The following is a 14,175-nucleotide window of genomic DNA, read 5'->3' as shown; positions in this document are numbered from 1 at the left end:
GGGATGGGCGCAGGACACGCGCACAAGCTCTACAAGCACGGCCACTCGCCCGTGCACGCGCTGCCCGCGCACTGCAAGCTGGCGGCGGTCTTCTGCTTCGTCCTGCTGGTCGTCGCCACCCCGCGCGAGGCCGTCTGGGCGTTCGGCGCCTACACGCTGCTGCTGGCCGCGGTCGCCGCCGTCTCCCGCGTGCCGCCGCGCCATCTGCTGACCCGGATGGCGATCGAGGTGCCCTTCGTGGCGTTCGCGGTGCTGCTGCCGTTCGTCGCGGAGGGGGAGCGGATCACCGTCTGGGGGCTGACGCTGTCCGAGTCGGGCCTGTGGGGCGCGTTCAACGTGCTGGCCAAGGGCACCCTCGGAGTGGCCGCCTCGGTGCTGCTCGCCTCGACGACCAGGCTCGACGAACTCCTGCTGGGGCTGGCGCGGTTGCGGATGCCGCCGCTGCTGTGCCAGATCGCCACCTTCATGGTGCGCTACGCCGACGTCATCAGCGAGGAGATGCGCCGGATGCGCACCGCCCGCCTCTCGCGCGGCTTCGAGGCACGCGGCCCCCGGCACTGGGGGGTACTGGCCAAATCGGCCGGTTCGCTGTTCATCCGCTCCTACGAGCGGGGCGAACGTGTGCACCTGGCGATGCTCAGCCGCGGTTACACCGGGACCATGCCGCCCGCCCTCGGTGACGGGCCCGCCGGCCGGGCCGAGTGGGCCCGTTCGGCCGCCCTGCCGCTCACCGCCCTCGCGATCTGCCTGTTGGGATGGACCCTTTGACCTCCACCGCCGATAACCCCGGTACCGCCCGCACCCCCGGCACCGCCGACCCCGCCCCCGGCGCCGCCGAGGTGCCCTCCCTCCAGGTGAGCGGTCTCGCCTACGCCTACCCCGACGGCCACCAGGCGCTGTTCGGCGTCGACCTGACCGTGCCGCGCGGCCAGCGCGTCGCGCTGCTCGGCCCCAACGGCGCCGGAAAGACCACGCTGGTGCTGCATCTGAACGGCATCCTGACGCCGGGTGCCGGATCGGTCACCGTCGCCGGGCTCAAGGCCGGGCGCCCTCATCTCGCGGAGATCCGGCGCCGGGTCGGCATCGTCTTCCAGGACCCGGACGACCAGCTGTTCATGCCGACGGTGCGGGAGGATGTGGCGTTCGGACCGGCAGCCGCCGGGCTGCGCGGCGCCGAGCTGGAGGCGCGGGTGCACGAGGCGCTGGAGCGGGTGGGGATGGCCGAGCACGCGGACCGGGCGCCGCACCACCTCTCGTTCGGCCAGCGGCGCCGCGTCGCGGTCGCCACCGTGCTGGCCGGCCGGCCCGAGATCCTCGTACTGGACGAGCCGTCCTCCAACCTTGATCCGGCGGCCCGCCGCGAGCTGGCCGATCTGATCCTCTCGCTGGAGCTGACGGTGCTGATGGTCACCCACGACCTGCCGTACGCGCTGGAGCTGTGCCCCCGCTCGGTGGTGCTCAGCGACGGGGTGCTGGTTGCCGACGGGCCGACGCAGGAGTTGCTCTCCGACGTGGAGCTGATGCGGGCCCATCGGCTGGAGCTGCCCTTCGGTTTCGACCCTCGGTCGGTGACGGTGCCGGTTGCCTGACGGGGTGCAGCCCTGCCCCCGTCGCACAGCCTTGAGCCCTCCGTAGGACCATGGGGGGCGCGGCGTCACAAAAGCGCCCTCAAGGCGACAGGAGCGAAGGAACCGTGGCAGAGGTCGTTCACACAGCGGTGGCGGGGCACGGCACTGAGATCGCGGTGCACGGCACGGTGGCGGACGGGTACGAGCCCGTCCGGGACGCCTTCATACGCAACTTCGAGCAGCGCGGCGAGCAGGGCGCCGCGCTGGCCGTGCACCGGGAGGGCCGCAAGGTCGTCGACCTGTGGGCAGGCAGCACCGACCCGGCCGACCCGCAGGCGGCGCCCTGGAGCGAGGACACCGCCGTCGTCGTCCGCTCGGTCACCAAGGGGCTGGCGGCGGCCGTCCCGCATCTGCTGCACCAGCGCGGCCAACTCGACCTGGACGCGCCGGTCGGCGCGTACTGGCCACAGTTCAACAGGGCGGGCAAGGAACGCGTCCTGGTCCGCCACCTGCTGACACATCGGGCGGGACTGCCCGCGCTGGACGTCCCGCTCACCTTGGAGGAGGCGCTGGAGCCGGGGCGGGCGGCCCGGGCGCTCGCCGCTCAGACGCCGGAGTGGCAGCCGGGCACGGCACACGGCTACCACCCGCACACCTTCGGCTGGCTGCTGGGCGAACTGGTGGCACGCGCCAGCGGCGGCCGCACCCTGGGGCGCTGGTTCGCCGACGAGGTGGCCGGGCCCCTGGGACTCGATCTGTGGATCGGGCTGCCCGACCGGATCGCGGCCCAGGGCCGGGTGGCCCGGGTCGCCGAACGGGAGGCGCCCGCGCCCGAGCCGGGTGCGCTGCGGACCCGCCCCAAGCGCGCGGTGACCGACGCCTACGCCGACCCGGGCTCGCTGACCCGCCGCGCCTTCGGCGCCATCGCGCCGAAACCCGACCAGAACGACCCCGCCTACCGCGCCGCCGAACTCCCCGCCGCGAACGGTATCGCCACGGCCCGCTCCCTGTCCGCCTTCTACGCGGCGCTGCTGGGCCCGCTGGGTACGGCGCGCCGGCTGTTCACCCCCGCAACGCTCACCCAGGCACGCTCGCTGGAGTCCGACGGACCCGACCGGGTACTGGTCGTGGGCACCCGCTTCGGACTCGGCTACATGCTGCACGGCCCGGCCTGCCCGCTGCTGGGCCCAGGCTCCTTCGGCCACCCCGGCCGGGGCGGCTCCCTCGGCTTCGCCGACCCGGAGACGGCCACGTCCTTCGGCTACGTCACCAACACCCACCACCGCTCCGTCACCAGCGACCCCCGCCCGCAGGCTGTGATCCGGGCGCTGCGCTCCGCTGTGGCTGCCGCAGGCTGAAAAGGGGCTGCCCCTTGCTGTTCGTCGCAGTCTGCGGGTGTGCTGTGGTCGCTCGCGCAGTTCCCCGCGCCCCTGACGGTGCGCGCCGTCACACCACCGTCGCGCCCGGCGCGGGGCCGGTGGTGGCGCGGGCCGTGCGGCAGGTGCCGGAGGCGGTGAGGGTGTGCGCGGTGCGGCTCGCCGAGTCGGCGTCGGCCGTCAGGAACGCACAGGTGGGGCCGGAGCCGGAGACCAGCGCCGCCAGTGCGCCCGCGGCCAGACCGGTCTCAAGAGTCTCGGCGAGCGACGGCCGCAGCGAGAGCGCCGCCGGCTGGAGGTCGTTGTGCAGGGTCGCGGCCAGCGCCTGCGCTTCGCCTGCCCGCAGCGCCGCCAACAGGGCCTCGGAGGCGACGGGTTCGGGCACATCGGCTGCCGAGGAGCCGGTACCGGCCGCTTCCCGCAGCCGGTCGCACTCGCGGTAGACGTCCGGTGTCGACAGGCCGCCGTCCGCGACCGCGAACACCCAGTGGAAGGCGCCGCCCACCTCCAGCGGGGTCAGCCGCTCGCCCCTGCCCTGGCCGAGCGCCGCGCCGCCGGCGAAGCTGAACGGCACGTCCGAGCCCAGCTCCGCGCAGAGCGCCAGCAGCTCCTCGCGCGGGGTGTTCAGGCCCCACAGCCGGTCGCAGGCCAGCAGGGCGCCCGCCGCGTCGGCGCTGCCGCCCGCCATACCGCCGGCCACGGGGATGTCCTTGGCGATGTGCAGATGCACATCGGGTGCCAGCCCGTGCCGCTCGGCCAGCAGTTCGGCGGCGCGTGCCGCCAGATTGGTGCGGTCCTGCGGCACCTGCGCGGCGTCCGGTCCGGAGACGGTCAGCAGTGGCGCGTCGGCGCGGGTCGCGCTGATCGAGTCGTACAGACCGACGGCGAGGAAGACGTTGGCCAGGCCGTGGAAGCCGTCGGGACGTAGACCGCCCACCGACAACTGCACATTCACCTTGGCGGGAACACGCACGGTGACCGTCCCGGTGGGGCCGGTGGGGGTGGCAGCGGCTGGCTGGATCACGCGGTGTGCTCCTCGTCGTCTCCGTCCCGTCGGCCCGGCGCGGCCTCCCGGCGCGGGCCGTGCTCCGCGATCGCGGCGAACTCGGCGATGGTCAGCGACTCCCCGCGCGCCTGCGGGGAGACCCCGGCGGCGCGCAGCGCCTGCTCGGCGGCGGCGCCCGACCCCGCCCACCCGGACAGCGCGGCCCGCAGCGTCTTGCGCCGCTGGGCGAACGCGGCGTCGACGACGGCGAACACCTCCGTGCGGCTCGCGCGGGTCCGGGGCGGATGCGCCCGGCGTACGAGCGAGACCAGCCCCGAGTCGACGTTGGGCGCCGGCCAGAACACGTTGCGCCCGATCGCTCCGGCCCGCTTGACCTCGCAGTACCAGGCGGCCTTCGCCGACGGCACCCCGTAGACCTTCGAGCCGGGCGGCGCGGCCAGCCGATCGGCGACCTCGGACTGCACCATCACCAGCGTCCGCTCGATGCTCGGGAACGTCGCCAGCAGGTGCAGCAGCACCGGGACGGCCACGTTGTAGGGGAGGTTGGCCACCAGCGCGGTCGGCTGCGGCCCGGGCAGCTCGGTGACCCGCAGGGCGTCCTCGTGCACGAGGGAGAAGCGCCCGGCGCGCTCCGGCAACCGGGCCCGTACGGTCGCGGGCAGGGAAGCGGCCAGCACGTCGTCGACCTCGATCGCGGTGACATGCGCCGCCGTCTCCAGCAGCGCCAGGGTGAGCGAGCCGAGCCCGGGGCCGACCTCCACCACCACGTCGTCGCCACCGAGCTCGGCGGTGCGCACGATGCGGCGCACCGTGTTCGGGTCGATCACGAAGTTCTGCCCGCGCTGCTTGGTGGGCCGCACCCCCAGCGCTTCGGCCAGCTCCCGCACCTCCGCGGGGCCGAGCAGCACACCGCTGCCGGAGGCGTCGGAGACGGCGGACGGGTCGGAAGGGGCAGCGCTCACCGCGCCAGTTTACGGCCCCGCCCGGCGCCCGACGCCCGGCGTCCGCTCTCAGTAGCCGAAGGCGCGCGCCGTGTTCGCCGCCACATGGCGGGCCAGCCGCTCCTCGTCCATGCCCTTGGTCGCGGCCATGGCCCGCAGGGTCAGCGGGATCAGGTACGGCGCGTTGGGGCGGCCCCGGTGGGGTGCCGGGGTCAGGAACGGCGCGTCCGTTTCCACCAGCAGCAGCTCGGGCGGCGCCGCGGCGAGGGCGTCGCGTAGCGGCTGCGCGTTCTTGAAGGTGATGTTTCCGGCGAAGGACATGAAATAGCCCTTGTCGGCGCACAACCGTGCCATCTCGGCGTCGCCGGAGTAGCAGTGGAAGACGGTCCGCTCGGGGGCGCCCTCCTCGTCCAGGATGCGCAGCACATCCGCATGGGCCTCGCGGTCGTGGATGACCAGGGCCTTGTCCAGCCGCTTGGCCAGCTCGATGTGGGCGCGGAACGAGCGCTGTTGCGCCGCGATGCCCTCGGGGCCGGTGCGGAAGTAGTCCAGTCCGGTCTCGCCGACGGCGAGCACCTGGCCGAGCCCGGCCAGCTTCTCGATGCCCGCGAGCGCCTCGTCCAGCGCCTCCTGGCCGCCCTCCGCGCTCAGCCGGGGCGCCTCGTTCGGGTGCAGTGCGACGGCGGCCCAGACGCTCTTCCAGGCGGCGGCCGTCTCGGCGGCCCACCGGGAGCGCTCCAGGTCGCAGCCGACCTGGATGACCGTCGTCACACCCACGGCGGCTGCCGCGGTCAGCGCGTCGGCGACGGAGGACTCCTGCATGTCCAGGTGGGTGTGGGAGTCCGCGACCGGGAAGGCCAGCGGCTCGGGCGGCGGCGGGGGTGCCTGGGCCGCCCGAGCCTTGGCGGCGTTCGTCGCTGCGCTGTTCGGGGTCGCGGGGGTGGACATACCGGCGATGATAAAGCGCGGCGCTGTCCGCCTCCGGGGGAGGCGGCCCCGCAGCGCGACTCGCCTCGGCGGCACCGCGGCGCCACTCGCCTCAGTGCACCGCGGCGTCGCTCAGTGGTGCGGAAGTGCAGCCTCCGCCTTCGAGACGCGCCCGGAACGCATGATGCGGACGACATGCGCGTCGCAGAAGCGGCACGTGGGTTTGGTGAGCGGCGAGGGGACGCGCTTCCCGTCCTCGTAATACACGACCAGAGGCCTGCCGTCGGTGTATTCGAGATGCTGTATCTCGTACTCCTGCTCCCACCCGTGGCCGCATTTCATGCAGGCGAACGAGTACGCCTCGTGCACCGTCTCCCGCCCGGAGTGGGGCATGTCCTTGCCGTTGCCGCTCTCGTGCTTCATGGCAGCTCCTTCCTGGGGCGCATCACGCCCACTGCCAGTGCACTCCTCGTATGAGCGGACCGGAAGGCGGCTCGGTGGGGCTTTTCCTCCGTTTGGGGAAATTTGGGCCGAGCGTCAAGGTGAAGGGCGTCCATGGACCTTCCCTTTGCCTTGCCGGGCAAGTCCTTTACCTGCCCGGCCGGCTGCGCCGGGCTCCTCAGGCCTTCGGCCGGGAGGCGCCCTGGGCGTTCTTGGCGGCGACCACGGCGTCGAAGACCTCCCGCTTCGGTACCCCCGCGGCGCGGGCCACCTCCACGATCGCCTCCTTGCGCGGCTGGCCCGCCTCCTCGCGCTCGGCGACCCGGCGCGCCAGCTCCGCGGCGTCCGCCTGGCCCGCGGAGGGCGCGTCGGCACCGCGCACGACGACGGTGATCTCGCCGCGCACCCCCTCGGCCGCCCACCGCGCGAGCTCGCCCAGCGGTCCGCGCCGCACCTGTTCGTAGGTCTTGGTCAGCTCCCGGCACACGGCGGCCTCGCGCTCGGCGCCGAAGACCTCGGCCATCGCGGCGAGGGCGGCCTGCAGCCGGTGCGGCGCCTCGAAGTAGACCAGCGTGCGCCGCTCCTGGGCGGCCTCGCGCAGCCTGCCGAGCCGTTCGCCCTGCTTGCGCGGCAGGAACCCCTCGAAGCAGAACCGGTCCACCGGCAGCCCCGAGACCGCCAGCGCCGTCAGCACCGCCGAGGGGCCGGGGACGGCGGTGACCCGCACTCCCCGCTCCACGGCCGCCGCCACCAGCCGGTACCCCGGGTCCGAGACCGACGGCATGCCCGCGTCCGTCACCAGCACCACCCGCGCCCCCTCCGCCAGCGCCTCGGCCAGCTCGGGCGTACGGGCGGCTTCGTTGCCCTCGAAGTAGGAGACGATCCGCCCGGCCGGGGTGACACCCAGCGCCTGGGTCAGCTTGCGCAGCCGCCGGGTGTCCTCGGCGGCCACGACATCGGCGTCGGCCAGTTCGGCCGCGAGTCGGGGCGGGGCGTCGGAGGGGTCGCCGATGGGGGTGCCGGCGAGCACGAGCGTTCCAGTCACCCGCCCATCCTCGCAGTGCCGCCCGTCCCCCGGTGCGGCGTCACCCCTGACACCACACGCGGTGGCGACCGACACCACACGCGGTGGCGACGCGCCCGCGCACGGCGCCCCGGCGATCCCTACGATGGCCCGCGTGACGACCAGTGACACCGTGGGGGAAGCCGACCGCAGGCAGGGCGGGCCCGGCAGCCCGGACCGCGAGGCCAGCGCCGGGATCGGGGACGACCCTGTGCGGCTCCCCAGGTGGCAGGCGCGACTGCGCCGCTTCGGCTACGCGGCCCGGCCCCGTGCCGGTGTCCGCGACCGGCTCACCCCGGCCTTCCCCGCGCCGGACCCGCGGCTGGGGGCGGTCTTCGGACTGGCGCCCGAGGTCTCCGTGCGGCTGGCGCGCTGGGCCGCCTGGGGCGGGCCGCTGCTGATCGCGCTCCTCGCCGGGGTGCTGCGCTTCTGGCAACTCGGCTCCCCGCACGCCGTCATATTCGACGAGACGTACTACGCCAAGGACGCCTGGTCGCTCATCCACTACGGGTACGAGGGGACATGGCCGGACAACGCCAACGACAAGATCCTGGGCGATCCGCAGCACATCCCCCTCTCGCCGGAGGGCTCGTACGTCGTCCATCCACCGGTCGGCAAGTGGATCATCGGGCTCGGTGAGGCCCTCTTCGGGCTGAATCCGTTCGGCTGGCGGTTCATGATGGCGCTGCTCGGCACCCTCTCGGTGCTGATGCTGTGCCGTATCGGGCGGCGGCTGTTCCGCTCGACGGCGCTGGGCTGCCTGGCGGGCGCCCTGATGGCCGTGGACGGGCTGCACTTCGTGATGAGCCGGGCCGCGCTGCTGGACCTGGTGGTGATGTTCTGGGTGCTGGCCGCGTTCGGCTGTCTGCTCGTCGACCGCGACCGGACCCGGGAACGGCTCGCCGCGCGGCTGCCGTGCGCGAGCACCGACGAAGGGCCCGGCACCGGTGCGCCGCTGCCGGACGCCTTCGTGGGGGACCGTGCGGGCCTGGGGCTGCGGCCCTGGCGGCTGGCGGCCGGGGTGTGCCTGGGGCTGGCCTGCGCCACCAAGTGGAACGGGCTGTATGTGCTGGCCGCGTTCGGTCTGTTGACCGTCCTGTGGGACATGGGAGCACGTCGCACCGCGGGGGCCTCCCGGCCCTTCCCGGCGATGCTCCGCAAGGACGCGCTGCCCGCCTTCGTCTCGCTGCCCGTGGTCGCGGTGGTCACCTATGTCGTCTCGTGGACGGGCTGGTTCGCCACCTCCGGCGGCTACTTCCGCGACTGGGCGGACAAGCAGGGCGCCGCGGGCCCCTGGGGCTGGCTGCCGGGGCCGCTGCGCAGCCTGTGGCACTACGAGAGCCAGGTCTACGACTTCCACGTCAACCTGACCTCGGGTCACACCTATCAGTCGAACCCGTGGAGCTGGCTGGTACTGGGCCGTCCCGTCTCCTACTTCTACGAGTCGCCCAAGGCGGGCACCGACGGCTGCACCGACAAGGCCGAGGGGTGCGCCCGGGAGGTCCTCGCACTGGGCACCCCGGTGCTGTGGTGGGCCGCGTGCGCGGCCCTCGTCTATGTCTTCTACCGCTGGTTCTTCCGCCGCGACTGGCGGGCGGGCGCGATCCTGTGCGGTGTCGCGGGCGGCTATCTGCCCTGGTTCGCCTACCAGGAGCGCACCATCTTCCTGTTCTACGCCGTGGTGTTCCTGCCGTTCCTGTGTCTGGGACTGGCGATGGCGGCCGGAGCGCTGGCCGGACCACCGGGCACGGACGACAGACGGCGCACCCTGGGCGTGGTGGCCGCGGGGGTCGTGGGGCTGCTCATCGTCTGGAACTTCATCTATTTCTGGCCGATCTACACCGGGCAGACGATCCCCATGGGGGAGTGGCGGCACCGGATGTGGCTGGATTCGTGGATCTGACGGCAGCCGGCCGCCCGGCAACGTTCGGATGACTCGAAGATCGCGATTCGGACACAAGGCCGCTATCCGGAACCGATCGCCCCGTGCCGCTCGTCTGCCCCAGAGGCCGCGGGAGTGCGGCCGCCGCGGCGCGGCGGTTCCGCTCTGCGGTCCGGATTCCCGGAACCGGTGAAACCTGGAAGCCAGATCTCCGGAAGAAGGGGCCAAACGGGCATACCGGGGCACGTTCTGTCATGAACGTGCTCTAGGGTGCCTGGCGTCAGGACTTCGGCCGCAAGGCCAAGGCGGGGTGGAGAGGCAGAACTCGGATGCGCGACACACAGAAGATGGCCGTGATCGGTGGGGTCGCAGCCGCCGTCGTCGGGCTCACCGGCGTCGGCGTCTACGCCCTGGTCGGCAGCGACGGTGAGGAGAGCAAGGGCACCGTCGCCGCCGAGGACGAGGGCAAGGCGCCGGGCAAGGCCAAGAAGGGTCCGCTCAGCCCCCGCGAAGTGCGTACCGCCGCCAAGGCGTTCCTCGGCGCCTGGGCCGACGGCGACACCAAGAAGGCCGCCGCGCTGACCGACGACTCCACAGCGGCCGGCAAGGCGCTGCGCACCTTCCGCAGCAAGGCCCACGTCACCAAGGTCGCCGTCAGCCCCAAGGCGGCCGACGGCGAGAAGGTGCCCTTCGATGTCACGGCACGGGTCGCCTACGGCCAGAAGCGTTCCGCCTGGAACTACGACTCCGCACTGGAGATCGTCCGCGCCCCCGGCACCGGTGAGCCGGTCGTCGACTGGAAGCCGTCCGTGCTGCACCCCGAGCTCAAGGACGGCCAGACGGTCAAGACGGACGAGTCGGGCACCCCGCCCGTCACCGCCGTCGACCGTGACGGCTCGCCGCTCAGCGCCGACGATCACCCCGCCCTGGCCGGCGTGATCAGCGACCTCGGCAAGCGCTACGGCGACAAGACCGACGGCTCCCCCGGCGTGCAGACCCGGATCGTCGACGCCAAGGGCAAGACCAAGGACGTGCTGCGCCAGCTGTCCAAGCCCACCCCGGGCAAGCTGAAGACGACCATCGACGCCAAGGCGCAGCGCGCGGCCGAGGCCGCCGTACGCGGCAAGGAGAAGGCGTCCGTCGTCGCGGTCAAGCCCAGCACCGGCGAGATCCTGGCCATCGCCAACTCGCCCGCCAAGGGCTTCAACAGCGCGCTGCAGGGCTCGCTGGCTCCCGGCTCCACCATGAAGGTCGTCTCCAGCGCCATGCTGCTCGACAAGGGACTCGCCTCGCCCGGCAAGGCGCACCCGTGCCCCAAGTACTTCACGTACGGGGGCTGGAAGTTCCAGAACGACGACAAGTTCGAGATCAAGAACGGCACTTTCGCGCAGAGCTTCGCCCGTTCCTGCAACACCGCCTTCATCAGCCAGGCGCCCAAGCTGAAGGACGACGACCTCACCAAGGAGGCGCGCGACGTCTTCGGGATCGGCCTCAACTGGAAGACCGGCACCAGCACGTTCGACGGCAGGGTCCCCGTGCAGTCCGACGCCCAGATGGCCGCCTCCCTCATGGGCCAGGGCGGCGTGCGGATGAACCCGCTCAACATGGCGTCCGTCGCCGCCACCGTGCAGAACGGCACCTTCAAGCAGCCGTACCTGGTGTCCCCCTCCCTCGACAAGCGCTCCCTCGCCAAGGCGCCGCGCAGCATGAAGCCCGGTGTGCACAAGGACCTCAAGTCCCTGATGAAGCTCACCGCCACGAGCGGGACCGCGGCCAAGCCGATGGCCGGGTTGGGTGGTGACTTCGGAGCCAAGACCGGCTCGGCGGAGGTCGACGGGCAGAAGAAGCCGAACGCCTGGTTCACCGCCTACTCCGGTGACGTCGCCGCCGCTGCCGTGGTCCCGGAGTCCGGGCACGGCAACGAGAACGCCGGTCCCGTCGTCCGCAAGGTGCTGGACGCCGCCGGTTGACGCCCCGGGGAAACCGCTCGATCACCGGGCGGTAGCGTCCCGTACATGACACACCGATCCCGCATCCGCGCCGCGGCCGGCGGCGCCCGGTGACGCCGATGGTCGTCGCCGCGGTCCTGGCCGCGGCGCTCACTCATGCCACCTGGAACGCCCTGGCGCACGGCATCCGTGACCAGTTGCTCGCCTTCACGCTGGTCGGTGGCGGCGGCGCGCTGTGCGGGGCCCTCCTCGCCTGCTTCGCGCCGCTGCCGGCCGCCGGGGCGTGGCCGGCGCTGCTCGTCTCGGCGGTGCTGCACGTCGTCTACCAGGCACTGCTGATGCGCTCCTTCCGGATGGGGGAGTTCGGGCAGATGTACCCCATCGCGCGGGGTACGGCGCCGCTGGTGGTGACCGTGCTGGCGGCGGTGTTCGTGCACGAGATGCCCGACGCCTGGCAGCTCGCGGGGGTGCTGCTGGCGTCGGTGGGGCTGGTCGGGGTTGCCCTGTGGGGACTGCGCACCGGAGTCGGCAAGGCGGCCGGCCCGCAGTGGCCCGCGCTGACCGCCGCCGTGTGCACAGGGCTGGCCATCGCCTCGTACACCGTCGTGGACGGCGTGGGCGTACGGGCCTCGGGCACCTCGCTCGGCTACATCGCGTGGCTGATGCTCCTGGAGGGCCTGCCGATCCCCCTGTGGGCGCTCGCGACCCGTCGCGGGGAGCTGGCCGCGCAGCTGCGCCCCATAGCGCTGCGCGGGCTGGTGGGCGGCGCACTGTCCATGCTGGCGTACGGACTGGTGCTGTGGGCCCAGACGCGGGCGCCGCTGGCACCGGTGGCGGCGCTGCGCGAGTCGTCGATCATCGCGGGGGCCGCGATCGGTGCCCTCTTCTTCAAGGAGCGCTTCGGCTGGCCCAGGACCGCGGCGAGTGTGCTCATGGTCGGCGGCATAGCGCTGATGCTGCACGGCAGCTGAGCCCGGGCCCGCGCGCCGACCCCCTCCCGGGCCGCCCGATCCCCTCCCGGACCTCCGACCCCCGGCCGCTGCTCGGCAGGCCCCTCGGCGGGGCTACCCTGGGGAGCTGGTCCCCAACAGGAGTGAGATGGCTGGCAACCGCGGTAACCCCGTGAACCTCGTCAACATGGAAGCCGTCGACAAGGTGCATGGCACCCGCACCCTCCTCGACGCCGTCTCCCTGGGCGTCAGTGAGGCCGACAAGATCGGCGTCGTGGGCCGCAACGGAGACGGCAAGACCACCCTGATCAAGGTGCTCGCCCGGCAGGAGGAGCCGGACGCGGGCCGGGTCACCCACGCGGGCGGCCTCCGCCTCGGTGTGCTGACCCAGCACGACTCCCTCGATCCGCAGGCCACCGTCCGGCACGAGGTGGTCGGCGACATGGCCGACCACGAGTGGGCGGGCGTCGCACGGATCCGCGACGTGCTCACCGGGCTGTTCGGCGGCCTGGACATGCCGGGCTTCCCGCAGGGCCTGGACACCGTGATCGGCCCGCTCTCCGGCGGTGAGCGCCGCCGGATCGCGCTCGCCAAGCTGCTCATCGCCGAGCAGGACCTGATCGTGCTGGACGAGCCCACCAACCACCTCGACGTCGAAGGCATCTCCTGGCTGGCTGGCCATCTGCGGGCCCGCCGCTCCGCGCTGGTGTGTGTCACGCACGACCGCTGGTTCCTCGACCAGGTCGCCACCCGCATGTGGGATGTGCAGCGCGGCTCGGTGCACGAGTACGAGGGCGGTTACTCCGACTACGTCTTCGCCCGTGCCGAGCGGGAGCGTATCGCCGCGCAGGAGGAGACCAAGCGGCAGAACCTGATGCGCAAGGAGCTGGCATGGCTGCGGCGCGGCGCTCCGGCCCGTACCAGCAAGCCGCGCTTCCGTATCGAGGCCGCGAACGCGCTGATCGAGGGCGAGCCGCCGCCCCGGGACAGCCAGGAGCTGATGCGGTTCGCGAACTCGCGGCTGGGCAAGACCGTCTTCGAGCTGGCGGACGTGACCGTACAGGCCGGGCCGAAGGTGCTGCTCAAGCATCTGACGTGGCAGCTGGGCCCCGGCGACCGGATCGGTCTCGTGGGGGTCAACGGCGCGGGCAAGACCTCGCTGCTGCGCGCCCTCGCCGACACCGCCCGCACCGGTGGTGAGCAGGCCTCACCGCTGGTGACCGAGGGGCGGATCAAGGTCGGCAAGACGGTGAAGCTGGCCTATCTCTCCCAGGAGGTGGCCGAGCTGGAGCCGACGCTGCGCGTCCTGGAGGCGGTGGAGGCCGTTCGCTCCCGGATCGACCTCGGCAAGGGCCGCGAGATGACGGCCTCGCAGCTGTGCGAGCGGTTCGGCTTCGCCAAGGAGAAGCAGTGGACGCCGGTGGGCGACCTGTCCGGCGGTGAGCGGCGGCGGCTGCAGATCCTGCGGCTGCTGATGGACGAGCCCAACGTCCTGTTCCTGGACGAGCCGACCAACGACCTGGACATCGAGACCCTCACCCAGCTCGAGGACCTGCTGGACGGTTGGCCGGGCTCCCTGGTGGTCATCTCGCACGACCGGTACTTCGTCGAGCGCACCACCGACCGCGTCCTCGCGCTGCTGGGCGATGCGACGCTGCGGATGCTGCCGCGCGGTATCGACGAGTATCTGGAGCGGCGCGCCCGGATGGAGGCCAGGGCAGCGGCGGCGACCCCCGCCGCGGCGCCGGAGCAGACCGCGGTCGAACAGCCCGCCGCGTCGGCCAAGTCGCCCGCCAAGCCCGCCGGGCTCTCCCGGGCCGCGCAGAAGGAGATGCAGCGGATCGAGCGCCAGGTGGAGAAGGCCGAGCAGCGCGAGGCGACCCTGCACGCCGAACTGGCCGAGCACGCCACCGACTTCGAGCGGGTCGCCGAGCTGGACGCCGAACTGCGCGAGGTGCGCGAGAAGCGCGAGGAGTTGGAGATGCGCTGGCTGGAGCTGGCCGACACTGAGGGTGCATGACAACACACCCGTGGTCGGTGGTACAAAGAATCGCCTTGCTCCGTTCTGAGGA

General features: G+C 72.8%; 12 protein-coding genes. 7 read left to right on the top strand and 5 right to left on the bottom strand.

Features of this window, described 5'->3' with window-relative positions; all coding sequences use genetic code 11:
• Positions 1 to 3 precede the first annotated feature (3 nt).
• The 3 genes from cbiQ (at position 4) to JW613_RS15285 (ending at position 2,926) form a co-directional block, all read left to right on the top strand.
• Positions 4 to 768 carry a cobalt ECF transporter T component CbiQ gene (cbiQ, locus tag JW613_RS15295; RefSeq protein ID WP_209211360.1) on the top strand — a complete coding sequence of 255 codons (765 nt, stop codon included), beginning with the start codon at positions 4 to 6 and terminating at the stop codon, positions 766 to 768.
• A complete protein-coding gene (locus JW613_RS15290) occupies positions 756 to 1,589 on the top strand; it encodes an energy-coupling factor ABC transporter ATP-binding protein (RefSeq protein WP_245225704.1) in 834 nt (277 codons plus the stop codon). Before cbiQ ends, JW613_RS15290 begins: the two co-directional genes overlap by 13 nt.
• A 104-nt stretch (positions 1,590 to 1,693) precedes the next feature.
• Entirely contained in the window at positions 1,694 to 2,926 is a 1,233-nt protein-coding gene (locus JW613_RS15285; protein ID WP_307865909.1) for a serine hydrolase domain-containing protein, read from the top strand.
• An 88-nt stretch (positions 2,927 to 3,014) separates the two neighbouring features.
• Here JW613_RS15285 and JW613_RS15280 read toward each other — a convergent pair whose 3' ends face one another.
• From JW613_RS15280 to rsmI, 5 genes are all read right to left on the bottom strand, one after another.
• Positions 3,015 to 3,968, bottom strand: coding sequence for a 4-(cytidine 5'-diphospho)-2-C-methyl-D-erythritol kinase (locus JW613_RS15280; RefSeq protein WP_209211358.1), 954 nt, complete (start codon positions 3,966 to 3,968; stop codon positions 3,015 to 3,017).
• On the bottom strand, positions 3,965 to 4,912 hold the full coding sequence (gene rsmA / locus JW613_RS15275; RefSeq protein ID WP_307865908.1) for a 16S rRNA (adenine(1518)-N(6)/adenine(1519)-N(6))-dimethyltransferase RsmA: 948 nt from the start codon (positions 4,910 to 4,912) through the stop codon (positions 3,965 to 3,967). The genes JW613_RS15280 and rsmA overlap by 4 nt, the downstream gene beginning before the upstream one ends.
• Before the next feature lie 48 nt (positions 4,913 to 4,960).
• A complete protein-coding gene (locus JW613_RS15270) occupies positions 4,961 to 5,839 on the bottom strand; it encodes a TatD family hydrolase (protein ID WP_209211357.1) in 879 nt (292 codons plus the stop codon).
• Between the two features lie 111 nt (positions 5,840 to 5,950).
• The gene (locus JW613_RS15265) at positions 5,951 to 6,241 is read right to left on the bottom strand and encodes a hypothetical protein (protein WP_209211356.1); all 291 of its coding nucleotides are present in this window, start codon (positions 6,239 to 6,241) and stop codon (positions 5,951 to 5,953) included.
• 196 nt (positions 6,242 to 6,437) lie between these two features.
• On the bottom strand, positions 6,438 to 7,304 hold the full coding sequence (gene rsmI, locus JW613_RS15260) for a 16S rRNA (cytidine(1402)-2'-O)-methyltransferase (protein ID WP_209211355.1): 867 nt from the start codon (positions 7,302 to 7,304) through the stop codon (positions 6,438 to 6,440).
• A gap of 124 nt (positions 7,305 to 7,428) precedes the next feature.
• Here rsmI and JW613_RS15255 point away from each other — a divergent pair, with 124 nt between their 5' ends.
• The 4 genes from JW613_RS15255 to JW613_RS15240 all read left to right on the top strand — a co-directional run bounded on the left by JW613_RS15255 (position 7,429) and on the right by JW613_RS15240 (position 14,123).
• Positions 7,429 to 9,225: a dolichyl-phosphate-mannose--protein mannosyltransferase gene (locus tag JW613_RS15255; protein ID WP_209211499.1), complete on the top strand. Its 1,797-nt coding sequence runs from the start codon at positions 7,429 to 7,431 to the stop codon at positions 9,223 to 9,225.
• A gap of 308 nt (positions 9,226 to 9,533) precedes the next feature.
• The gene (locus JW613_RS15250; RefSeq protein WP_209211354.1) at positions 9,534 to 11,174 is read left to right on the top strand and encodes a penicillin-binding transpeptidase domain-containing protein; all 1,641 of its coding nucleotides are present in this window, start codon (positions 9,534 to 9,536) and stop codon (positions 11,172 to 11,174) included.
• 89 nt (positions 11,175 to 11,263) lie between these two features.
• Positions 11,264 to 12,124: an EamA family transporter gene (locus JW613_RS15245; RefSeq protein ID WP_209211353.1), complete on the top strand. Its 861-nt coding sequence runs from the start codon at positions 11,264 to 11,266 to the stop codon at positions 12,122 to 12,124.
• A 127-nt stretch (positions 12,125 to 12,251) separates the two neighbouring features.
• Entirely contained in the window at positions 12,252 to 14,123 is a 1,872-nt protein-coding gene (locus JW613_RS15240; RefSeq protein ID WP_209211352.1) for an ABC-F family ATP-binding cassette domain-containing protein, read from the top strand.
• The last annotated feature ends 52 nt before the right edge of the window (positions 14,124 to 14,175 follow it).

Source organism: Streptomyces smyrnaeus (assembly GCF_017676345.1).
Classification (GTDB): domain Bacteria; phylum Actinomycetota; class Actinomycetes; order Streptomycetales; family Streptomycetaceae; genus Streptomyces; species Streptomyces smyrnaeus.
This window is presented reverse-complemented; position numbering and strand designations above follow the sequence as displayed.